Origin of the sequence: Phytopseudomonas dryadis, from assembly GCF_004327355.1 — a bacterium.
Taxonomy (GTDB): domain Bacteria; phylum Pseudomonadota; class Gammaproteobacteria; order Pseudomonadales; family Pseudomonadaceae; genus Aquipseudomonas; species Aquipseudomonas dryadis.
Map to the genome: position 1 here is coordinate 148,012 of NZ_QJUM01000006.1, position 22,241 is coordinate 170,252.

The window sequence follows — 22,241 nt, forward strand, 5'->3', positions numbered from 1 at the left end:
TCTGGTTGTTCGCGGGATTGAAAACCCTGCTGTCCGGGCACAACGCGTTCATCACCCGCAAGATCGCCGGCATTCCGCTGGTCATACAGAACTTCCACGGCGAGCTGCGTGCCTTCGAGAACGTCTGCCTGCATCACAGCGCGCTGCTTCAAAGCGAGCCGGTAGGGCGGCGGCCCTTGGTCTGTCCCTATCACGCCTGGCGTTACAACCAGGAGGGGCAGGTCGACAATATCCCCGACTGCGATGCCATCTACCGGTTTTCCGAGGCGCAGAAACAAGGGTTGAAACTGCGCGAGTTCGCGCTGCGGGCAGTGGGCAATGTGCTGTTCGTCAACCTGGATGAACATCCGCTCCCGTTCGAGGAGCAGTTTTCACCTGAATTCCTCCAGCTACTGGAAAGCAGTTCCAGCTCTTACGACACTGAAGTGATGGTGACCACCTGGCACGGCCGCTACAACTGGAAGCTGGCCTACGAAAACCTGCGCGATGGCAACCACCCGAGGTTCGTCCATCCCAAGACCCTGGCGAAAACGGTCAGGTTCGTTGCACAGGTGAACGAGGCCAGGCTCGCGGAATCCACCGAGCCGCTGCCGGATAGCCACCCGACCGCGTTGCGCCGTGAAATGCGTCGCTTCAGTCATGGCGGCGCCAGTGCGCCCATCACCGATCTGCGGCACTTCGGCTGGCATGAACTGGTGGAGCGCTGGGGTAGCCAGGATTCCTACTACAACTGGCTGGCCTTTCCCAATCTGCACATCGCCAGCGCCAATGGTGGTTTTTCCTTCACGCTGGAACATCATATTCCAGTGGCGCCTGATCGCACGGATCTGGAGATCTACTGGTTCTCCGCCCGCAAGAAGCAGTCTTATGGGTTTTCCCAGCAAGTGCTGTTGGCGCAGATGCATGGCAGCAAGTTGGTCGTGGGGGAGGATATCGAGGTCATGGAGCGGGTGCAGTCGGCATTGCACGACGATGCGCCCGTGCCGACCCAGGGCGCCTACGAATCGATGAATCGATTGGTCGAGCGTTGGTATACGACCCTGATGGAGACCGAGCATGGCATCTAAGTGGGTCGTGGGCGCCAGCGCCTACCTGGAGCAGGCTTTCCAGGCCTGGAAACAGGCGCGTCCGCAGCAGTCGCTGGAAAGGATCGAAATTCTCCAATACGCCGATTACAGCTTCGATCTCGCTGTGATCGACAGCCTGAATCCTGCCGACGGCGACATGTTCGTCGCCTTCGACGAGCGTTTCGGCAACTTCAAGCGCATGGAACTCATGCAGGCGGCCATGGCGCGGGGCTTCAAGCTGGAGGCATTCATCCACCCGAGCGCGGTGGTCGGGGCCGGCGTGAGCATTGGCATGAATGTGTTCGTGGGGCCACTGGCCGTGATCGGTCATGGCACCCGCATCGATGACAACAGCGTGATCCATGCGGGTGTGCATATCGGCGCCGGCGGGAAAATAATGTCTTCGTGCTGGATCGAGAACGGCGTACAGCTAGGGGCGGCCGTCGAACTCGGCGCCCATTGCACGATCCGCATGGGGGCCTCGATTCGCGCCGGTGTCAAGGTCGGCCACGGCTGCGAGTTGGCCTGGCCGCGTCTCTACGAGCGCGACGTGCCGAACAGGACGGTGTTCGATTGCCGTTATGACGAACCCATTCATACCTATGGAGCCTGAAACATGGTGAGTCGCCTCGCGGTCACGGACATTCAAGGCAAGAACAACGTCGATCCCCAGGCCATGGGCGACGTTTTCCTGGCCGCCGCCAATGCTCTGGCTTCCGACCCGATGTTCGGTGTGCCGCGGGACGTGCGCGATGTCCTGGCCCGGCACGGGGCTGCGACCAGGGTCGTCATTCTTGGAACCAACGGCTTCGGCTCGCACCTGATGAGCGTGAAGGGTGAGCGAAACGGTGAGGTCATTGCGGCGGTTGATGACTTCCGTTACCACTCCGGGGCGCTGTATTACGGCTTGCCGATCATCTCGACGGACAAGTTTCTCGAGCTGGCCAGGCAACAGGGCGATCTGGTCGCCGTCAACACCTGCCGTTACGACCGCCCCAAGCGCTTCTTCGATAGCATCTGTCGGGCGCACGGCATCCCTCATCTCAACTTCGAGCAGACGGTTCGCGCTTTTCGACTGCAGGGCCGGGTCGATTACCGAGTCGATGACTGGGGGCCCGAGATCATTCGCAACATTCCGGCGCTACAGGCATTGGCCGGGCGCATGGCCGACGACTATTCGGTCCGGACCTTGCACGCCGTCCTGAATTTCCACCTGGCCTGCGAGCCCGAGTACTACCACGAAGTGGAGCGGCCTTATTCCACCCTGTACTTTCGCTCGGGGTTACTGCAGTTTTCCGATGCGGAAAGCATGGTGGATTGTGGCGCCTCGATCGGTGAGTCCCTGGCCGGGCTGGTCGGTGTCACCAAGGGGCGCTTCGAACGCTCCTGGATGATCGAGCCGGATCGTATCAATCAGCAGACGTTGCAGAACGTGCTGCGTCGCTACGAGGGCACGCCCTTGGCATCGCGGATCACTTTGCATGACTGTGGCGTGGGTGAAACCAGTTGCCAGGTGCCGTTCAATCACGAGGGCGGTCATGGCGGCTTCGTCAGGCCGGCCGATGACACTTACGATGTCGCCGACCTGATCGAGGTTCGCCCCATCGATGAAATCATCGATGACGTGCCGACCTTCATCAAAATGGATATCGAGGGTTATGAACTGGCCGCACTCAAGGGCGCCCGCAAGACCATCAGCGAGCACGCGCCCAAACTGGCCATCTCCGCTTATCACCGCTCGACCGATCTGCTGGATCTGACGGGCTACGTTCTGGCCTTGAACCCGGATTACAAGGTCGGGCTGCGGCACCATACCCCGGATCGCTGGGATACCTGTCTCTATTTTTATTGAGTCGACGATGAAGTGGAATTGCATTGCCTGCGTTGAGGATCTGGTTCGGCCCGCGGAGTTGCTGGGGGCTTTCCCCGTGCCTCTGCTGACACTGGTCGGCGAGCCCATACGGCAGGGCGTACGACAGGCGCCCTTGTTCGAGCCCGGGGCCGGGCTGCCGACACGTCTGGTCGAATATGGCGGGCAGCGATTCGACTGGGCGGAGTTCACACGCCTGGCGTATGACGAGGAACATTCGTCCTGGGAGCAATTGAATTTCTCCCTTCCCGAGCCTGCCGGAGCCTATTTGCGTACCTGCATCGCGCCGGGCACGTTGCTGCTGGCGGTGGAAATGCCGGCCTGGTTCAAAGCCTGGTGCAACGAGTACGCGATCGACTATCTGGACCTGCGCATTTCTCCGCTGCGCTTTGCACGTGATTTCTATGTCGCCATCGATACCAACTGCGCGGCGCTCTATGAGCGTATCGAGCCGCAGGGGGTTCTGCCCGAGGAAGTGGCGCTGGAAGCAACGGCGATGTCGGCTTCGGCGCTTAAACAGCGTTGGGAGCTGGATCGACGGGGAACCTATGCGCAGGACCTGGGCGATACCCTGATTTTCATCGGGCAAACGTCATTCGATGCCGCCATCATCGGTTCCTCGGGGCGGCACCTGCGCTGTGAGGATTTCACCGAGCGCCTGCGCGCTATTGTCCGTTCCCGACCAGGCTATCGGGTGCTGTACAAGCCGCATCCGTACGATGACGGTTTTGCCGCGCAAGAGTTGCAATCGCTGGCGTCGATCATCGACCGGCCCATTGCACCGTGCCCGAACAACAGTTACCAGGTGTTGTGCTCGACCTCCAACGTTGAGCTGATCGCTATTTCGTCCGGGGTTCTGCAGGAGGCCGAGTTCTTCGGCAAAACCGTGCATTGGCTGCATGAGCCGCTGGTTCCACTGGCATGGCCGGGTGAGCGCGCGCGCTCGGGACACTATCTGCAGGTGCATTTCCAGGAGCTTCTCGCTCCCTCGTTCTGGCATCGGATCCTCGATCCCGAACAGGCTGCTCCCCGTATTCCCCGACTGCCCGCGCTGGCGCCAGACCATGGGCGTGAGCTTTTGGACACCTGGTGGGATTACTCCAAGTTCAAACTGTGGCAGCGCAACTTCTGGATAGAGGCTTTCGAGCGTTCTGGCGGCGGGCTGTTGCGCCAGCGTGTGGCTGCCCTGGAGGCGGCCGATACGTCGATCGGGCAGGCCCCACAGGCTCCTGTCGAGGCCGCCGATGAGCGATGGTCGCGTTGCCTGCACGAGATTCAGGCAAGGATCAAGGCCCAGCCTCAGCAATTCGGCCGAGGCGAGTTGTACCAGGCGCATGAAGCCTGGGGGGTTCCGGGCCAGCGTCCCACCCTGCAGCGCATCGAGGCGTATCAGTTGCAGGCCTGGCTACCAGCCCATGCCCGGGTGCTGGATATCGGTTGCAACATCGGCATGTTCGGTCTGGCGCTCTCGACACGGATCCACAGCTATTACGGCTTCGACAACAACCCACTGTTGATCGACGTGGCCCGGCAGATTGCCAGTGTTCGCGAGATCGGCAACTGCCATTTCGAGTGCGAGAGTTTCGAGGATTTTTCCTTGCACAACCAGGGACGCACCTTCGATATGGTGCTTTCCTTCGCGGTGCATGTGTGGATCGGTATGACACCTGGCGACTATGCGCGAACCCTGTACGGTTTGCTGCGGCCGGGCGGCCTATTGGTTCTGGAGAGCAATCGCCTGGATACCAATGACAAGGATTTCTTTCGCAACGTGCGTTACTTCCTCGACGAGGGGTTCGATGTGCGCTTCTGCGGGCGGTTGAAGGATGATGGCATCATCGAACGCGGTTTCTATGTCCTTGCGAAAGAGGGGCCGTGTTGATGAGCCTTCAGTCCGCAAGTGACGTGCCGCACCCGCAACGGATTCGGAGCAACCTGGCGGCCGAGTATGCCAACCGGGCGATTTCGCTGATGGGGCGACAGAGCCTTGCACAGGCAGAGCGCTACTTGAGCCAGGCTATCGAGCTGGAGCCGGAAAACGCCCAGTGGCATCTGGAGATGGCGCGTCTGCAGCGCCTGCAGAGCCCTGAGAGGGCCAGGCAGGCGTATGCAACGGCATGTGCGCTGGGCAGCCCTTGTGCAACCTTCGAGGCGGCGGCCCTGTATGCCGTCCCCGGCGCTGTCGAGTATGTGTCGCCGCTGTCACTCTGGCAGGCGGATCGCCTGGATATTGCGGTAAAGCTCCTTTACGTGCGGGCTTACTTGAATCCGACAGGCGATCAGGCCGACGCTGCGCGTGCTCTCTATCGTCGGCATATTCTTCAGCGTACCAACGGGCGAGAGCCGGAGTCCTTGGGCAAAACGTGCCTCGAAGACTATGAACGCAGCTTTATCGCCCTGATCGAGTCGATCAGGGCCGAGGGTCTCCAGGAGGCGTGCGCGATCCCGGTGGACGGGGAAGGAAGAATCCTCAACGGTGCCCATCGTCTGGCCATCGCTTTGGCGCTGGGCCTGAAATCCGTACCGGTAGTGCGTCTGCCGCCGCCCTGGAAGGGGCTGGAGTGGGGGATGGGCTGGTTTCTTCATTACGGCTTCAAACCCGCAGAAATCAATCGACTGCTCCAATGCTGGATCGAAGCTCATCCTGATCGGGCCGGGTTGTTGATCATCGAGCATTTCGGTTCGGGGGTTGCGGTGGAGCTGATGGCTGAACTGGCACAGCGATTCCGGGTGCTGGCCTGGCGCGATCTGTGTCCCGATGTAGAGCCGTCCTCGCCGTTGTGCGGGAGCCCGGCACTGCCCAGGGGACCTTGGCGATATGTATGGGTTGACGCGACCGAGCGCGCGCTGCAGGCGTTGAGTACCCACCTGAATGAGCAATATGCCGGCCGCTTGCGCTGCCTGGCGCTCTTCGGCCCATCGGCCCGGGCCTGGATGCAGGATCTGCTCGATGAAGACACCGTCGCAGCCTGGCACTCGACCTCTGCGGTGCCAGCCTCGGATGCGTCATCCATAGCGCTGTGGACAGGCTATGTGGGCGAATCGAAGGTCGGGCTGCAAGCGGGCGGTACGGGGTTCGTTAAGTGGAGGAATCTTCAGGGGCTGGAGGATGTGCACACCATCATCGATGTCGGAGTGGCCAATGGTACGCCGGATTTATACCGTAACCTGAGCCCTGAACATGTGGTCTTCATCGAGCCGGTGACGATTTTCCGGGAGCGCATCGAGGAACTGCGAGCCGGGTTCAGCAGTAGTCAGTATCTAGCCGTCGGACTGTCCAGTCAGGATGAGGAGGCTATCATCAACTACAGAGAGGACATGCCCATCCTGACCTCCTTGCTGAAAAGCAGTGCGTTGCGCGATACCGGTAACGAAAGGATCACCCCGCTACCCGTTGCTCTGCGGCGCCTGGATGCCATTTTTCCGACCCTCCAGGGGATTGGTTATCCCATACTGTTGAAAATCGACACGGGGGGACATGAGCTGGAAGCCCTCCGAGGCGGGGTCGAGTCCTTGAAAAGGATCAAGTACCTGATGCTCGAGGTTCCCGTCATCGAGCGGTTCGAGGGCTCCTATAGCTGTCGTGAACTGTTCGAGTTTCTCCAGCGGCACGGTTTCATACTGCATACCTGCCTGTCCGCGAGTGTGGATGCCAAGGGGTTTTGCCGAGTCATCGATGCTGTGTTCATCAATACTTCCCTATCCTGATGCTCCAGGCGATAACGCCGGGGAATCGAAATAGGTTTCAGACTTCAAGGTGATCGATACCGTGAGCGCAGATATTGTCGTCAGCATCGTCATGCCGACCTACAAATTCCAGTATTTCGAGGCCGCTCTCGATAGCGTCCTGAATCAGTCCTACTTTGACCTGGAACTGGTCATCTGTGATGACAGCCCTGACGAACGCATTGCCCAACTGATCGAGCAGAAGCGGCAAGGGACCTCGTTCCCCATTCGTTATGTCAGGAACGAGAAGCGCCTTGGTGAGCTCGGCAGCACGGCCAAGGCCATCCGGCTGGCCGAGGGTCGGTACATCAAGTTCCTGCACGACGACGATGTATTGGAGCCCGACTGCGTTGCCGAACTGGTGACGGTGATGGAACGCGAGCCCGATATCGCGCTGGCTTCGTCGCGGCGCCGGCGGATAGGTGAGGAGGGCGAGCCGCTGGCGGATATCCTGCATACCTGTTTTCCCTTTGCCAGCGATGTGGTGATCGATGGCAAGGAGCTGGTTTCCTTCCTTGGCGACCACACCATCAATTTCATCGGTGAGCCGAGTTGCGTACTGGCGAAGCGGGAAGACCTGCTGCAGATCGCCGACCAGTTGATGTCGCTCAACGGCACGCTGATCCACTGGGTCGGCGACCTGGCGCTGTATGCCAAGCTGTTGCAGCGTGGCAACCTGGCCTTTCTGTCCCGGCCCCTGACCAACTTCCGGGTTTCCACGTCGCAGTTCAGTCAGGCCGGCCGTGACCAGCTGGGCATCGGGGAAAAGGGGCACGCCGACTTCCGCAAAGCGGTGCGCGACCTCGGCTGGTATCGCGGTTCGGGCGATAACCGTTTCGTCCGGGTAGCGCCGATCACCCAGCTCAAGGCGCGGGTATTCAAGTCGGTCAACCTGCTGTCCGCCATCCAGCGGGCTGGGGGGCTGGGCGGCGTGCCGCTGTTCGCCTGGCAGGGTGAGCGTTGGCCAAGAGAGGTACAGAAAACGCTGATCGATTCGCGTCTGCGCAGTGCCGGCGGCGGGCCCCGTTTCGGCATCATGCTGCTCGATCGGCAAGCCGATCCGCAGCTCGTCGAGCGAACGCTGGCCAGCCTGGAAAGCAGGAACCTCTACCGCAATCTGGAAGTCCGGGTTTTTTCACCACTGGCGTTGCCGGGCCTCGAGGCGCGGTGCGAGGTATTGCCACTGGTGACAGGGCAGGAGGTGGCGGCGCTCAATGGCGCGGCGGCCTCCAGCGAGGCTGACTGGCTGCTGGTGGTGGAGGCCGGGGTCGAGTTCACGACCAGCGGTCTGCTGATCACCGCACTGGATTTGCTCGAGGCGCCGGAAGACTGTCGGGCCGTTTACGCCGACGAACTGATGCGCATGGACGATGGCGAGCATGGCCTGGCCCTGCGTCCGGATCTGAATCTGGATCTGTTGCTCAGCTTTCCGGCCGGTCTTTCCAGGCACTGGCTGCTGCGCCGCGATGCTTTTGTGGCACAGGGTGGTTTTGCCGCCGACTGCGGCGCTGCGTTCGAACTGGAGTACCAGTTGCGCCTGATCGAGACCGGCGGCCTGGGCTGCATCGGCCATATCAGCGAGACGCTGCTGAGCAGCGATGCCTTCGCTCTGCAGGATAGCCCGCAAGAGCGGGCCGTGATCGAACGGCACCTGCGTGCGCGGGGGTATGAGCAGGCCAGGGTGGACAGCCATCTGCCGGGTCGCTACGAGCTGGACTATGGGCACGCGCAACAGGGTTCGGTGAGCATCCTGATCGTGGTCAAGGATCGTCTGCCGCAGATCCAGCGCTGCATGGAAACCCTGCTGGAAAACACCGACTACACCAATTACGAAGTACTGCTGCTCGACCATGGCAACACCGCTGCGCAGGTCTGCGACTGGCTGGCCGGTGTGGAAGCGCTGGGGACGGAGCAGTTGCAGGTGATGCGCTTCGATGCCGGGCTGTCGGAAGCCGCGATCTGCAACCAGGCCGCACGGCAGGCGCGTGGCGACTTCCTCCTGTGGCTGGGGGACGGGGCCGGAATCCTGGGCCAGGGCTGGCTGCAGCAGTTGCTCAACCACGGGATGCGTCCTGAGGTCGGGGCCGTGGGCGGTAAGTTGCTGGCGGCCGATGGGCGGATCCACCACGCGGGCTGGTTGCTTGGCCTGCGTGGCCCGGCCGGACGCGCCTTCGAGGGTGCTTCGTTCGACGATGCCGGTTACATGCAGCGCTTGCAGGTCGATCAGAACTACTCGGCCGTCAGCGGCGAGTGCCTGATGGTATTGCGCGAGCTGTTCCTGCAGTTGGACGGCTTCGACGAGAGCCCGCTGCTGGCGCCCTGGAAGGACGTGGATCTGTGTCTGCGGCTGCAGCAGGCGGGCTATCTGAACGTCTGGACGCCACGGGTGCAGGTGTTGATGGACGCCGCCGAGCCGCGCGCCTCGAGCGTGGAGCAGGATGACGCGATGTATGCGCGCTGGTTGCCGGCCCTGGCCCGCGATCCGGCCTATAACCCGGGGTTCAGCGTGCAGGCCGAGCAGGGCTTCAAGCTGGCCGATCCGCAACTGTCCTGGCGGCCGTTGCAATCCTGGCGTCCGTTGCCGGTGGTGTTGGCCCGTTACGCGGATCGACAGGGGTGCGGCCATTACCGGATGATCCAGCCGTTCAACGCCATGCGCGATGCGGGAGAACTCGAGGGTGTGCTCTCCATGGGCACCTTGTCGCCGGTGGAGCTGGCCCGCTTCGCGCCGGACGTGATCGTGCTGCAGCGGCAGGTGGAAGACGAGGAGCTGGAGGCCATGCGCCGGATGAAGGCGTTCTCGACGGCTTTCCGGGTCTTCGAGCTGGACGACTATCTGCCGAACCTGCCGCTCAAGAGTATCCACCGGCTGCACATGCCCAAGGATATCGTGCGCAGCCTGCGCCGCGGGCTGAGCTACGTCGATCGCTTCGTCGTCTCCACCGAGCCACTGGCCGAGGCCTTCGCGGGGTTGCACGGCGAGATCCGGGTCGTCCGGAACCGCCTGCCGGTCGGCTGGTGGGCGGAGCTGAGCAGCGAGCGGCGCGTGGGTGCCAAACCGCGTGTCGGCTGGGCCGGTGGTGTCGGGCACACCGGCGATCTGGAGTTGATCGTGGATGTGATCAAGGAGCTGGCGGGTGAGGTCGAATGGGTGTTCTTCGGCATGTGTCCGGACAAGCTCAGGCCCTACGTGCACGAGTTCCATGGCGGGGTGCCGATCCATCAGTACCCGGCGCTGCTCGCCAGCCTGAATCTGGATCTGGCCCTCGCGCCGCTGGAACAGAACCTGTTCAACGACTGCAAGAGCAACCTGCGTCTGTTGGAGTACGGGGTCTGCGGTTTCCCGGTCATTTGCTCCGACGTACGCTGTTACCAGGGGGATGATCTGCCGGTGACCCGGGTGAAGAATCGCTTCAGGGATTGGGTCGACGCCATCCGTGCGCATATCGGTGACCTCGATGCCACCGCCAGGATAGGCGATGAACTGCGCGCCAAGGTTCGGCGCGACTGGATGCTGGACGGGAGCAGCGTGCAAGCCTGGCGCAAGGCCTGGTTGCCGGATTGACTGGAGAAGGCCGGAGCGTCCTGCTCCGGCGTCGCGGCGGAGCGCCCGGTGCAGGGCCTGGCGCCCACGCAGAACACCCCTTCGATGGCGCAGAGCCCGTGTGCGCCTGGATGCCGGCCGATCGTCGTGGCTGCCTCTGCTGCTAGGGCTTGCACTCTCTGTCCCTCGACACTACAGAAAAACCGCTGCGGGCCGATAAGGAGGGTGCACGGGCTCGGGTCGGCCCGGCGCAGAGGGGATGTTCAGGGCTTGCAAAAAAATTGAGCCTTCCCTCTAAAGATTGCTGATCCAGCGTCGATAAAGACTACGAATGCGAAGTAACTGGGTGCCTGAGCAAGGCGATGACCCGAGCGCTCGCACAACCAGGCTACCTTTAGTACCCCGCCCATTGGAGGCAAAACATCATGGCTCTTACCGTCAACACCAACATTGCGTCGCTCAACACTCAGCGTAACCTGAACTCTTCCTCCAATGCGCTGGCCACCTCCCTGCAGCGTCTGTCCACCGGTAGCCGTATCAACAGCGCCAAGGACGATGCCGCCGGCCTGCAGATCTCCAACCGTCTGGGCAGCCAGGTCAGTGGTCTGAACGTTGCGGTGAAGAACTCCAACGACGGCATTTCCATGGCGCAGACCGCTGAAGGCGCTCTGCAGCAGTCGACCAACATCCTGCAGCGTATGCGTGACCTGTCCCTGCAGGCTGCCAACGGTTCCAACAGCGAATCCGAGCGTACCGCGCTGAACGATGAAGTCACCCAGCTGAAGAAAGAGCTGGATCGTATCAGCAACACCACCACCTTCGGTGGTCGTCAGTTGCTCGATGGTAGCTTCGGCACTACCAGCTTCCAGGTGGGCGCTGCTGCAAACGAGATCATCAGCGTCTCCATTGGCGAAATGAGCTCGAAGTCGCTCGAGTCGACCCACTACGAAACCACCATTGCTGCTTCGTCGGCCGATGCTGCTACTGCCCCTGCGACCGGTGCCGCTGCCAGTGGTGGTGTGCAGGTCAGTTTCGCGGTAGGCGGCAAGGAGTACACCGTCGATGCGAAATACGCCAGGGGCGATAGCGATGTGCAGATCAACCAGAAGATCGCTGCCGCCATCAACGATACCAACTCCGGTGTGGGTGCCTTCGTTGACGAAACCAGTGGCGATATCACCATCGTGGCGAAGGAAGGTACGACTGCCGGCGAGTCCGCATTCGAGTTCACCAGCGTGACCCAGACGAGTGGTGCTGGCTTCACTGGTGGCACCGTCACGGGTACCGCTACTGGAGATGCGAGCTCCACCAGGATCAGCGATATCGACCTGAGCACTGCAAAAGGTGCCCAGATTGCGGTACAGGCCATTGACGAGGCGATCAAGTCCATCGACTCCCAACGCGCCGAACTGGGTGCGGTGCAGAACCGCTTCGAGAACACCATTTCCAACCTGCAGAACATCGCTGAGAACGTATCGGCTGCTCGTGGTCGAATCCAGGACACCGACTTCGCTGCTGAAACCGCGAATCTGAGCAAAAACCAGATTCTGCAACAGGCCGGCACCGCGATCCTGGCCCAGGCCAACCAGTTGCCGCAGGCGGTGCTCAGCCTCCTGCAGTAAACTGAAACGGTTAGTCTGCTATAGACTGCGGGGGGAAGTGCTTTGCGCTTCTCCCCGTTTTGCCTTTGCGAGGTAAAAGGAAATGGATATTGGAATAGGCAATTCGCTGGTAAGGGGACATACCAAGGCAGCAAGCGTGCCTGCCCAGGAGCCTGTGGTGGCGAGGATCGCCACTATCGAGGATAAGCCACGGCCAGTGCCTGCCGCTGCTCCTGCCGATGTGTCTCGTGAACCGGTCGAGCAGGCGGTTACGTCGATCCAGAACTTCATGCAGACCATTCGGCGCGATCTCAACTTCAGCCTGGATGACTCCACGGGGCGGATGGTGATCAAGGTCACCGACAGCACGTCAGGTGATGTGATCCGTCAGTTGCCCTCCGAGGAAGCGCTACGGCTGGCCGAAAGTCTGGAAGAAGTGCGCAGTTTGTTGTTCAAGGCAGAGGCCTAGGGCTGTCCGTTCGTTTGCATGTGCCGCTCGCTGAGCGGCCTGTCCGTGCAAACGGTTTCAGCGGTTCGTATTGGGGCTCGTTCGAGTGGCATATTTTTTGAAGGGTTGTGTTTTTAAGCACAAAACGTCAAATCGATGACGAGGTAAACAGCATGGCGATTACAACGCTCAGTGGCCTGAATTCTGGCTTGAACATATCCGATATGGTCACTGCCATGGTCAATGCCGAAAAGGCGCCCAAGGAATCGCAGCTGTCTCGCCTTTCCGCGACGACCACCACCAAGTTCACGGCGCTTGGCACCCTGAAGGGCGCGCTGAGCGAGTTTCAGACCGCCATGAAGGATCTGAACAGCGCTGCGTTGTTCGAGAAGCGTACGGCTACTTCGTCCAACGCCTCGGCGCTGACCGCCACTGCCGGTAAAACCGCGACTGCGGCGAGTTATCAGATTGAAGTCAACAGCCTGGCGGTAGGCAGCAAGGTGGCAACGGCTGCCCAGTCCAGCAGCTTTTCCAGTGGTGATGCGGAGCAGGTCATCACGGTGAAGCTGGGCGAGGATGATGTCGGTGTCGAGGTCAGGATTGCCGCCGGTTCCGATCTGGCCAGTATCCGTGATCAGCTGAATGAGGGCCTGAAGGACAAGGGCGTGACGGTCAATACCATCAACGACCCGGCAACCGGCAAGGCGCGCCTGGTATTCAGCGGCAGCGAAACCGGCACCGGCAAGGACGTAATCGTTTCTGGCACGGGCGATCTTGCCGTGCTTGATGCCGATGGCCGCACCGCACTCGATGCGAGCAGCGCGGACGCCGCCGGCTATATCGTCAAGGCTGCCAATGCCGAGTTCACCATTGACGGGCTGGCGCTGAGCAGTGCCACCAACAAGGTGACCGATGCCATTGCCGACGTCAGTTTCGACCTGTTGGCCAAGACCGAGGCCGGCAAGCCCCTGACCCTCAAGGTGGGGCAGGACACGAGCGGCGTGAAAGCGGCTGTCACCAAGTTCGTCGATGCCTACAACAAGCTGATTACCACCAGTAACCAGCTCACCGCGGTGACCAAGGTCAGCGATGACGCGGCGCCCGTGACGGGCGGTCTGGTAGGTGATGCCACGGTACGTAGCCTGCTGAGTAGCATTCGTACCGAGCTGGTCAATGCCTCGGGTTCGGATGGCATCCGAGTGTTGGCGGATATGGGCATTACCACGCAAAACGATGGCAAGCTCACGATCGACGACACCAAGCTCGATGCGGTAATCAAGGATAATTTCGAGGCCGTCGGTGCCTTCTTTACCGGCGAAACCGGTTTGATGAGTCGGGTCGACAAGCGCATCGATGGCTTTATTCAGACGGGCGGCATCATCGAGCAGCGTCAGAAGGCCTTGCAAAGCACGCTGACCGATATCGACAAGCAGAAAGAGAAGCTGAACCTGCGTGTGGAGCAGATGCAGACGCGACTGCTCGCCCAGTTCAATGCCATGGACGCCCTGGTGGGGCAACTGAACAATACCAGTAGCCAACTCGACCAGGCATTGAGCAACCTGCCCGGCGTGGTTAAGAAGAGCAAATAAATGAACAAGCCAATCGATACCTACAAAAGCGTCAAGACCAGTCAGGAGGTCACGCCTTACCAGGCGGTGCAGCTCCTGCTCGATGGTGCCATCGAGCGCATTTCCCTGGCACTGCTGGCGCAGCAGCAGGGCAATCCCGGGCTGCGCGGCGAGGCGGTGGGCACCACCATTTCCATCATCGCGGTCCTGCAATCGAGCCTGGATAAGGAACTGGGTGGCGAGTTGGCGCAGAATCTCGACGATCTCTACGATTACATGAACCGTCGCCTGGTGGGTGTGGCGTTGGACAATACGCCGCGCCGGCTGGAAGAGGTGCAGGATCTGCTGACGCAGATCCGTGATGCCTGGAAGGTGATTGGCCCTGAAGTCGAGCCAGCCGCAAAGTAACTCCCTGGTGTTCTCTCTCTGTAGGAGCGGCGCCCCCGCCGCGATTAGTGGCTGTGACACCATTATGCGTAATGGCTGCATTCCAGTCGCGCCGAGGGCGACGCTCCTACTCGGCTGGTTGTAAATCAGCTATCTGCAGGCTTGGCTTCATTGCCGTTCAGGTCGGCTTCAAGCCCTGCATTTATAATTGATCCCCACTAAAGCTCACGCCTGCCATGCCGATACATTGAGTATTCCCGCTGTACACTGGAGTACATTCAGCATGAACGCGATAGCCGCAATGCGTCAGTATCAAAGCGTCAATACCCAGGCCCAGGCTGTCGATGCCAGCCCCCATCGTCTGATTCAGATGCTGATGGAGGGCGGCCTGACCCGTCTGGCCCAGGCGCGTGGTGCCATGGAGCGCGAGCAGTATGCGTTGAAGGGCGAGTTGATCGGCAAGGCAATCGGTATCATTGGTGGATTGCGCGCCGGGTTGGATCTGCAGCAGGGCGGTGAGTTGGCCGAGAACCTGGATAATCTTTACGACTACATGGTTCGTCGCTTGAGCGAGGCCAACCTGAAGAACAGTGCCGAGCCTCTCGACGAGGTGGCCGGGTTGCTGCGTAACGTGAAAACCGGTTGGGACGCGATTGCCCAGTAATGGCCGCGTATGAAAGGAGTATCGACATGAATGCATCTGTTCAGCGTTTGCAGGAGACCGGCACTGCCATGCGTCAGGCCTTGTCCACTCAGGACTGGGCTGCCATTGGCGAGCTGGATATGCAGTGCCGGCAGGCCGTTGAAGACGCCATGGTCGACGCGGTACAGGACGAGGGCGCTTTGCGTGCGCGCATGCAGGAGTTGCTGGATCTGTACAAGGAGCTGGTCAGCGCCTGCCAGTTCGAGCGCCAGCGTCTGGCGGGCGAGCTGATCCAGCTCAACCAGTCCCAGCAGGGGGCCAAGGTCTACCAGCTTTTCGGTTGAGTTCGCTGCAAACACGCGTCGTATCCCTCATGCGATCTTCCCCTGCGAGCTTCTTTTTGACGAGAAGCTCGTTTCGTTATTCTCTCAATCAGTTAGTCTTTCTGTCGGGCCAAGCAAAAAAGTTACGTCATAAAATTGACTAATCGCCAATAATTGACTTAACTAATGGCCAAATGCTGGCGTTTCTTGTGCGTTCAGCGCGGCTTTTTCCCTCCAGGGTCAGATCGACGACTATGTGGCGTGAAACCAAACTCCTACTGATTGACGACAACACCGAGAGACGTCGCGATTTAGCGGTGATCCTGAATTTCCTGGGCGAAGACCATATCGCCTGCGGTAGCCAGGACTGGCGTGATGCCGTGGCACAGGTCGAGTCCAGCCGGGGCGTCCTGAGTGTGTTGCTCGGCGAGGTGCGGCTCAAGGGGGGGGCGCTGGATCTGCTCAAGCAGTTCGCCGTATGGGACGAATTCCTGCCGGTGCTGCTGATCGACGATCATGCAGGCAACGAATGGCCCGAGGAGTTTCGCCGGCGCGTACTGGCAACGCTCGAGATGCCGCCCAGCTACAACAAGTTGCTCGACTCCCTGCACCGGGCCCAGGTCTACCGCGAGATGTACGATCAGGCCCGCGAGCGTGGCCGTCAGCGCGAGCCGAACCTGTTTCGCAGCCTGGTAGGCACCAGTCGCGCCATTCAGCAGGTGCGCCAGATGATGCAGCAGGTGGCCGATACCGAGGCCAGCGTGTTGATTCTTGGCGAGTCGGGTACCGGCAAGGAAGTGGTCGCGCGTAACCTGCACTATCACTCCAAGCGCCGTGAGGCGCCATTCGTGCCGGTCAATTGCGGTGCCATCCCGGCCGAACTGCTCGAGAGCGAGTTGTTCGGCCATGAAAAAGGCGCTTTCACCGGGGCGATCACCAGCCGGGCGGGGCGCTTCGAGCTGGCCAACGGCGGCACGCTGTTTCTCGATGAGATCGGCGACATGCCGCTACCCATGCAGGTCAAACTGCTGCGGGTGCTGCAGGAGCGCACCTTCGAGCGGGTGGGCAGCAACAAGACCCAGAACGCCGATGTGCGGATTATCGCGGCGACGCACAAGAATCTGGAGAGCATGATCGAGGCGGGTAGTTTCCGTGAGGATCTGTATTACCGGCTCAACGTATTCCCCATCGAGATGGCGCCGCTGCGCGAGCGCATCGAAGATATTCCCTTGTTGATGAACGAGCTGATCTCGCGCATGGAGCACGAGAAACGCGGTTCCATCCGTTTCAACTCCGCTGCGATCATGTCGCTGTGCCGCCACGACTGGGCCGGTAACGTGCGCGAGCTGGCCAACCTGGTCGAGCGGATGGCGATCATGCATCCCTACGGTGTGATCGGCGCGGGTGAGCTGCCGAAGAAATTCCGCCATGTCGACGACGAAGACGAGCAGATGGCTGCCAGCCTGCGTGAAGAGCTCGACGAGCGTGCCGTGCTCGTCTCCGGCCTGCCGGGTATGGATTCGCCGGCCATGCTGCCGCCTGAGGGGCTGGACCTGAAGGACTACTTGGGCGGGCTGGAGCAGGAACTGATCCAGCAGGCCCTGGACGATGCCGGCGGCATCGTGGCGCGTGCCGCGGAACGCCTGCGCATCCGCCGTACCACGCTGGTGGAGAAGATGCGCAAATATGGCATGAGCCGGCGTGAGGACGAGGCCCAGGAAGAGTGAAGGGGCGGCGCGCCAGCCTGTAGGGCGATCAGCCGAAGGTGTAATCCGGCGGGCGTTCGGCAGGCTGCGGGGTTTGAGTCGGCGCGATGCCGATGTCGGATGCTCACGACGCAGGCGCCTGCGGCAGCTTCCCTTCTGCGCACTACACCTTATTGACTCTGATCGCGCTCGAAAATGAGCTTGACCACCTGCCTGGCGAAGTTCTCAAAGTCCTGCAGGTGGCGGGTGGCGATACTGTGGACTATCGCCCAGTTGATCGCTTCATAGTTATGCACGGCAAGATTACGGAAGCCCACTGAGCGCTTCAGTTGTTCGGCCAGTGGGGCTTCCAGCACTTGTTCACGGACGAGCAGGTCGAAGGCCTGACCCATGGTGTCCGGCGGCGGTTGCCTTCGTTCACTGAGAATATGTACGGCGATATCCACGCAAATCTGCACGGCGCGCGGCTCAGGTTGAGCACGAGCACGTCCTGCAGATCCAGGTCGTTTTCCAGAGGGGCGACATCATCAGGTGTCTTGTCGCGAATGCGGGCCAGGCAGCGCTGCAGTGAGTCCAGCTTGCGCTCGATGATCAACCTATCCATGCCTGTCTCCGTTCGGCGAGCATGCGCTCGACGTAAGGCATGAAGTCCTCGTTGCTCAACACATGTCGAGATACCCATTGCGCATGCAGGACGGCGTCCCCGCGGATGCGCACGCCATGCCGCAGAATCTGACCCAGCAGGGGTTCACCGACGGTGGCGAGGTCTATCAGGTCGACGGGGCGACCGGTGGCCGAAGCAATATCCGAGATCAAGCGGGCCTTGTACTCTGCATTCAGCTTAGCTGTCGTCAGGACGGCAACGTCCACATCGCTGTTCGCACCGGCCTTGCCGCTCGCGATCGAGCCGAATACATAGGCCAGTTTGATATCCGGATGGTACGCCAGGCAGGCCTCTACTGCTTCGATTGTCATGCTTAGCCTCCATGAGCGGGTATTGCCATGAGACCGGGTTGTCAGAAAAAAGTCCAGCGAACGCCCCATCGCGCCAAGCCGTGGGCTTGTAAGGCGGATTAGCCGGCCGTTTAGCTGGCACTGCGCCGCTCTTCCCGGCAACCCGGCGTGGCGTAGTTGCGCGTAACGAGGGACGCGTCCGCGGCGGGGCTACGCCCCGCGTTCCATCCTGCCAAATTCCGATGCTGCAAATCCTTGGCGTATTGGCCGAATGTTCTACGGCATTTCGCGTTGTCACAGTCACCAGATTGACGCGCTTCGCTAAAAAATAATCTATCCAATTGAAAATAAAGGTAATTATTTTCAGGCACGAGTATTGCTATCTCTCAGGCAACTGACTGTCTTATGACGGCTCGCCACGCGAGAGATGATGATGAAACCCAGCCTCCAGCTCCCCGATAGCTTCGACCCGCGACCTGTTGCGCCTGCCGGTCGTGTGGATCTTGAACAGTCGCTTTCCCTGTTCAGCCAGATGTCGAGTCAGCTCGGCGACTCGTACAACATGCTGGAGAACCGGGTCAACGAGCTTACCGGGCAACTGGCGCTGGTCAGCGAGCAGCGCATGCAGGAACTGGGCGAGAAAGAGCGTATCGCCCATCGGCTGCAGAGCCTGCTGGATCTGTTGCCTGGCGGCGTCATCGTGATCGACGGGCAGGGTGTCGTACGTGAAGCCAACCCGGTCGCCCGCGATATGCTCGATCAGCCGCTGGTGGGCATGCTCTGGCGCGAGGTGATTGCCCGCAACTTCGCTCCGCGCAAGGACGACGGTCATGAGATCTCGCTCAAGGACGGGCGTCGGCTATCCATCGCCACGCGTTCGCTGCATGGCGAGCCGGGGCAACTGGTGCTGCTCACCGACCTGACGGAAACCCGTCGCCTGCAGGATCAATTGTCGCGTCATGAGCGCCTCAGCGCCCTGGGGCGCATGGTCGCTTCGCTGGCGCATCAGGTGCGTACGCCCTTGTCGGCGGCACTGCTGTACGCCAGCCATCTGACCGAGCAGGTACTGCCGGTCGAGCAGCAACAGCGCTTTGCCGGACGTCTGAAGGAGCGCCTGCACGAGCTGGAGCATCAGGTGCGTGACATGCTGGTATTCGCCCGGGGCGACCTGCCGCTGTCGGATCGCCTCGCTCCCGCTGCGCTGTTCGATGCCTTGAGGCGGGCAGGGGAGCCCCATGTGCAGGGGATGAACGTGCGCTGGCAATGCGATGCCCGTGCCGGCGAATTGCTGTGCAACCGCGACACGCTGGTCGGCACGGCGCTGAACCTGGTGGAGAACGCCATCCAGGCGGCTGGCCGCGACGTTCGCCTGAAGATCCACCTGTACGTGCGCAACGACACCCTGCGTCTGTGCGTCAGCGACAACGGCCCGGGCATTGAGCGCGGGACCCTGGCCCGTCTGGGCGAGCCGTTCTTCACCACCAAGACCACCGGCACCGGCCTGGGACTGGCGGTGGTCAAGGCGGTGGCCCGTGCCCACAAGGGCGAGCTGCAACTGCACTCCCGGCCTGGTCGCGGTACCTGTGCCTTATTGATTCTGCCGCTGCTCGGCGCGGCACAACCCTCGATTCAGGAGTAACCCATGGCTGCCAAAGTCCTGCTGGTCGAAGACGATCGCGCCTTGCGTGAGGCCCTGGCCGATACCCTGGCCCTGGGGGGGCACGCTTACCGTGCCGTGGATTGCGCCGAGGCGGCGCTGACGGCCATGGCCGAGGAACCTTTCGGGCTGGTGGTCAGCGACGTCAACATGCCCGGCATGGATGGGCATCAGTTGCTCGCTGTGATCCGTGAGCGCCAGCCGCAATTGCCGGTATTGCTGATGACCGCTTTCGGCGCCGTCGAGCGCGCAGTGGATGCGATGCGCAAGGGGGCGGCGGACTATCTGGTCAAGCCGTTCGAACCCAAGGCTTTGTTGGCCCTGGTCGAGCGTCACGCCCTGGGACGAGTGGGCGGCTGCGAACAGGATGGCCCCGTGGCGCTGGAACCGGCCAGCCTGCAACTGCTGGAACTGGCTGCGCGTGTTGCCCGCAGTGACTCCACGGTACTGATCACCGGCGAGTCCGGCACCGGCAAGGAGGTGCTGGCACGCTACATCCACCAGCAATCGCCGCGTGCGGCCAAGCCTTTCATCGCCATCAACTGTGCCGCGATTCCCGACAACATGCTCGAGGCCACGCTGTTCGGACATGAAAAGGGGGCGTTTACCGGAGCGGTAGCCAGCGCCCCCGGCAAGTTCGAGCTGGCCGATGGCGGCACCATCCTGCTCGACGAGATTTCCGAGATGCCGCTCGGCCTGCAGGCCAAATTGCTGCGCGTATTGCAGGAGCGCGAAGTGGAGCGTGTCGGGGCGCGCAAGCCGATCACCCTGGATATCCGCGTACTGGCCACCAGTAACCGTGACCTGGCCGCGGAAGTCGCCGCGGGACGTTTCCGTGAGGATCTGTACTACCGTCTCTCGGTCTTCCCGCTGGCCTGGCGACCGTTGCGCGAGCGCCCCGCGGACATCCTGCCGCTGGCCGAACGCCTGCTGGCCAAGTACGTGAAGAAAATGAATCACGCCCCGCTGCGTCTGTCGCCCCAGGCCGTTGCCTGCCTGACCGCGCACAGCTGGCCGGGCAATGTGCGCGAACTGGACAACGCCATTCAGCGGGCGGTGATCCTGCAGCAGGGCGGCGTCATCCAGCCCCAGGATCTGTGCCTGACCGCGCCGATCGGCTTCGCCCCGGTGGCCGCTCAGCCGCAGCCTCATCTGGCCATCGTCGCGAGCGCGCCGCCGGCTGCTGTCGAGGCCGTGCCGGCGGAGCCTGGCGCGCTGGGCGAAGACCTGCGGCGGCGCGAGTTCCAGATGATCATCGATACCCTGCGCGCCGAGCGTGGGCGGCGCAAGGAAGCGGCCGAACGCCTGGGCATCAGCCCGCGTACGCTGCGCTACAAGCTGGCACAGATGCGCGATGCCGGGATGGACGTCGAGGCCTACCTGTACGCCAGTTGAAAGCATTGGCAAGAGGCCGCTGCCTTGGGGCGATACGATTGCGGCCAATACGCGACAGCGTGTCATGGCCACCATTCGCCGCGGGGGCGCGGCTCCCACGGTTGGGTACGGCGCCTAACTTACCCTACGCAAGAGTGGCAAACCGCCGTCCGTGTAGGAGCGCCGACCTCGGCGCGATGCGATTTCGGCCAATATGCGGCAGCGTGTCATGGCCACCATTCGCCGCGGGGTCGCGGCTCCCATGGTTGGGTACGGCGCCTAACTTACCCTACGCAAGAGCGGCAAACCGCCGTCCGTGTAGGAGCGCCGACCTCGGCGCGATGCGATTGCGGCCAATATGCGGCGGCGTGTCATGGCCACTATTCGCCGCGGGGGCGCGGCTCCCACGGTTGGGTACGGCGCCTAACTTACCCTACGCAAGAGCGGCAAACCGCCGTCCGTGTAGGAGCGCCGACCTCGGCGCGATGCGATTGCGGCCAATATGCGGCGGCGCGTTATGGTCACCATTCGCCGCGGGGCGCGGCTCCCACGGTTGGGTATGGCGCCTAACTTACCCTACGCAAGAGCGGCAAACCGCCGTCCGTGTAGGAGCGCCGACCTCGGCGCGATGCGATTGCGGCCAATATGCGGCAGCGTGTCATGGCCACCATTCGCCGCGGGGGCGCGATTCCCACGCTCGGAATCGTAGGGTGGGTTGGCGACGCCAGGCAACGCACTGTCAGGAACGACTTCTTCTGGCGCGTCGCGTAACCCACCAGTCGATCGTCGGGGTTGTGCCCATGGTGGGTTACGGCGCCCCGGTAAAGTGCCCGTTGTTCCTGATCGGTACGGCGCCTAACCCACCCTACGATTTTGATGGTGTGAGCGTTCGTGCAGGCAATAAAAAACCCGGCCTGCTGACCGGGTTTCCTTGATTTGGCTCCGCGACCTGGACTCGACAGCGCAGCTGAACGCGCTTCAGCGCGGCCCCGAAGGGGTGAGCGAAGCGAATAACCTGGGACGTAGTCCCTGGTGAGAGTCCGGGGGATGCAAAAAAGCCCCGGTATGAACCGAGGCTTTCGAATTTGGCTCCGCGACCTGGACTCGACAGCGCAGCTGAACGCGCTTCAGCGCGGCCCCGAAGGGGTGAGCGTTAGCGAATAACCTGGGACGTAGTCCCTGGTGAGAGTCTGGCGGATACAAAAAAGCCCCGGTATGAACCGAGGCTTTCGAATTTGGCTCCGCGACCTGGACTCGAACCAGGGACCCAATGATTAACAGTCATTTGCTCTACCGACTGAGCTATCGCGGAACGACGACGCGTATCCTACTGATTGCGAAAGGGAAGTCAAGCGTCCGTCTCTCGACTTCCC

General features: G+C 61.5%; 17 protein-coding genes and 1 tRNA gene. 15 read left to right on the forward strand and 3 right to left on the reverse strand.

What is annotated here, in order from left to right; genetic code table 11:
• Positions 1-17 precede the first annotated feature (17 nt).
• The 13 genes from DNK34_RS07135 (at position 18) to DNK34_RS07195 (ending at position 16,904) form a co-directional block, all read left to right on the forward strand.
• Positions 18-1,067 (forward strand): aromatic ring-hydroxylating oxygenase subunit alpha, encoded by a 1,050-nt coding sequence (locus tag DNK34_RS07135; RefSeq protein WP_207401583.1) that lies wholly within the window; start codon positions 18-20, stop codon positions 1,065-1,067.
• A complete protein-coding gene (locus tag DNK34_RS07140; protein ID WP_131174018.1) occupies positions 1,057-1,680 on the forward strand; it encodes a DapH/DapD/GlmU-related protein in 624 nt (207 codons plus the stop codon). The genes DNK34_RS07135 and DNK34_RS07140 overlap by 11 nt, the downstream gene beginning before the upstream one ends.
• Before the next feature lie 3 nt (positions 1,681-1,683).
• Complete coding sequence (locus DNK34_RS07145; RefSeq protein ID WP_242675159.1) at positions 1,684-2,919, forward strand: FkbM family methyltransferase; 1,236 nt, start codon at positions 1,684-1,686, stop codon at positions 2,917-2,919.
• 7 nt (positions 2,920-2,926) lie between these two features.
• On the forward strand, positions 2,927-4,819 hold the full coding sequence (locus DNK34_RS07150) for a class I SAM-dependent methyltransferase (protein ID WP_131174019.1): 1,893 nt from the start codon (positions 2,927-2,929) through the stop codon (positions 4,817-4,819).
• The gene (locus tag DNK34_RS07155; RefSeq protein WP_131174020.1) at positions 4,819-6,645 is read left to right on the forward strand and encodes an FkbM family methyltransferase; all 1,827 of its coding nucleotides are present in this window, start codon (positions 4,819-4,821) and stop codon (positions 6,643-6,645) included. Before DNK34_RS07150 ends, DNK34_RS07155 begins: the two co-directional genes overlap by 1 nt.
• A gap of 61 nt (positions 6,646-6,706) precedes the next feature.
• Positions 6,707-10,228 carry a glycosyltransferase gene (locus DNK34_RS07160; protein WP_411269293.1) on the forward strand — a complete coding sequence of 1,174 codons (3,522 nt, stop codon included), beginning with the start codon at positions 6,707-6,709 and terminating at the stop codon, positions 10,226-10,228.
• Between the two features lie 404 nt (positions 10,229-10,632).
• Positions 10,633-11,829 carry a flagellin gene (locus tag DNK34_RS07165; protein ID WP_131174021.1) on the forward strand — a complete coding sequence of 399 codons (1,197 nt, stop codon included), beginning with the start codon at positions 10,633-10,635 and terminating at the stop codon, positions 11,827-11,829.
• An 82-nt stretch (positions 11,830-11,911) separates the two neighbouring features.
• Positions 11,912-12,277 (forward strand): flagellar protein FlaG, encoded by a 366-nt coding sequence (locus DNK34_RS07170; protein WP_131174022.1) that lies wholly within the window; start codon positions 11,912-11,914, stop codon positions 12,275-12,277.
• Positions 12,278-12,429: 152 nt separating this feature from the next.
• Positions 12,430-13,845, forward strand: a complete 1,416-nt coding sequence (gene fliD / locus DNK34_RS07175; RefSeq protein WP_131174023.1) for a flagellar filament capping protein FliD — start codon at positions 12,430-12,432, stop codon at positions 13,843-13,845.
• Entirely contained in the window at positions 13,846-14,232 is a 387-nt protein-coding gene (gene fliS / locus DNK34_RS07180) for a flagellar export chaperone FliS (protein WP_131174024.1), read from the forward strand.
• 262 nt (positions 14,233-14,494) lie between these two features.
• On the forward strand, positions 14,495-14,875 hold the full coding sequence (gene fliS / locus DNK34_RS07185) for a flagellar export chaperone FliS (RefSeq protein WP_131174025.1): 381 nt from the start codon (positions 14,495-14,497) through the stop codon (positions 14,873-14,875).
• 26 nt (positions 14,876-14,901) lie between these two features.
• Entirely contained in the window at positions 14,902-15,198 is a 297-nt protein-coding gene (locus tag DNK34_RS07190; protein WP_131174026.1) for a flagellar protein FliT, read from the forward strand.
• 233 nt (positions 15,199-15,431) lie between these two features.
• Complete coding sequence (locus DNK34_RS07195) at positions 15,432-16,904, forward strand: sigma-54 dependent transcriptional regulator (RefSeq protein WP_131174027.1); 1,473 nt, start codon at positions 15,432-15,434, stop codon at positions 16,902-16,904.
• A gap of 149 nt (positions 16,905-17,053) precedes the next feature.
• On the opposite strand, the gene hepT is transcribed toward DNK34_RS07195, so the two are convergent.
• Positions 17,054-17,341: a type VII toxin-antitoxin system HepT family RNase toxin gene (hepT, locus tag DNK34_RS25555; RefSeq protein WP_278248866.1), complete on the reverse strand. Its 288-nt coding sequence runs from the start codon at positions 17,339-17,341 to the stop codon at positions 17,054-17,056.
• A gap of 133 nt (positions 17,342-17,474) precedes the next feature.
• Positions 17,475-17,858, reverse strand: a complete 384-nt coding sequence (gene mntA, locus DNK34_RS07205) for a type VII toxin-antitoxin system MntA family adenylyltransferase antitoxin (RefSeq protein WP_131174028.1) — start codon at positions 17,856-17,858, stop codon at positions 17,475-17,477.
• Between the two features lie 412 nt (positions 17,859-18,270).
• Between mntA and DNK34_RS07210 the strand changes: the two genes are divergently transcribed.
• Positions 18,271-19,476 (forward strand): sensor histidine kinase, encoded by a 1,206-nt coding sequence (locus DNK34_RS07210; protein WP_131174029.1) that lies wholly within the window; start codon positions 18,271-18,273, stop codon positions 19,474-19,476.
• 3 nt (positions 19,477-19,479) lie between these two features.
• Entirely contained in the window at positions 19,480-20,889 is a 1,410-nt protein-coding gene (fleR, locus tag DNK34_RS07215; protein ID WP_131174030.1) for a sigma-54-dependent response regulator transcription factor FleR, read from the forward strand.
• A 1,215-nt stretch (positions 20,890-22,104) separates the two neighbouring features.
• Here fleR and DNK34_RS07220 read toward each other — a convergent pair.
• A tRNA-Asn gene (locus DNK34_RS07220) sits at positions 22,105-22,180 on the reverse strand.
• Positions 22,181-22,241: the final 61 nt, after the last annotated feature.

What these genes read in the sequence shown, in the direction of transcription:
- DNK34_RS07140 (WP_131174018.1), top strand. Translation starts at nt 1,057, where the DNA reads ATGGCATCTAAGTGGGTCGTGGGCGCCAGCGCCTACCTGGAGCAGGCT.
- DNK34_RS07145 (WP_242675159.1), top strand. Translation starts at nt 1,684, where the DNA reads ATGGTGAGTCGCCTCGCGGTCACGGACATTCAAGGCAAGAACAACGTC.
- DNK34_RS07150 (WP_131174019.1), top strand. Translation starts at nt 2,927, where the DNA reads ATGAAGTGGAATTGCATTGCCTGCGTTGAGGATCTGGTTCGGCCCGCG.
- DNK34_RS07155 (WP_131174020.1), top strand. Translation starts at nt 4,819, where the DNA reads ATGAGCCTTCAGTCCGCAAGTGACGTGCCGCACCCGCAACGGATTCGG.
- DNK34_RS07165 (WP_131174021.1), top strand. Translation starts at nt 10,633, where the DNA reads ATGGCTCTTACCGTCAACACCAACATTGCGTCGCTCAACACTCAGCGT.
- DNK34_RS07170 (WP_131174022.1), top strand. Translation starts at nt 11,912, where the DNA reads ATGGATATTGGAATAGGCAATTCGCTGGTAAGGGGACATACCAAGGCA.
- fliD (WP_131174023.1), top strand. Translation starts at nt 12,430, where the DNA reads ATGGCGATTACAACGCTCAGTGGCCTGAATTCTGGCTTGAACATATCC.
- fliS (WP_131174024.1), top strand. Translation starts at nt 13,846, where the DNA reads ATGAACAAGCCAATCGATACCTACAAAAGCGTCAAGACCAGTCAGGAG.
- fliS (WP_131174025.1), top strand. Translation starts at nt 14,495, where the DNA reads ATGAACGCGATAGCCGCAATGCGTCAGTATCAAAGCGTCAATACCCAG.
- DNK34_RS07190 (WP_131174026.1), top strand. Translation starts at nt 14,902, where the DNA reads ATGAATGCATCTGTTCAGCGTTTGCAGGAGACCGGCACTGCCATGCGT.
- DNK34_RS07195 (WP_131174027.1), top strand. Translation starts at nt 15,432, where the DNA reads ATGTGGCGTGAAACCAAACTCCTACTGATTGACGACAACACCGAGAGA.
- mntA (WP_131174028.1), bottom strand. Translation starts at nt 17,858, where the DNA reads ATGACAATCGAAGCAGTAGAGGCCTGCCTGGCGTACCATCCGGATATC.
- DNK34_RS07210 (WP_131174029.1), top strand. Translation starts at nt 18,271, where the DNA reads ATGAAACCCAGCCTCCAGCTCCCCGATAGCTTCGACCCGCGACCTGTT.
- fleR (WP_131174030.1), top strand. Translation starts at nt 19,480, where the DNA reads ATGGCTGCCAAAGTCCTGCTGGTCGAAGACGATCGCGCCTTGCGTGAG.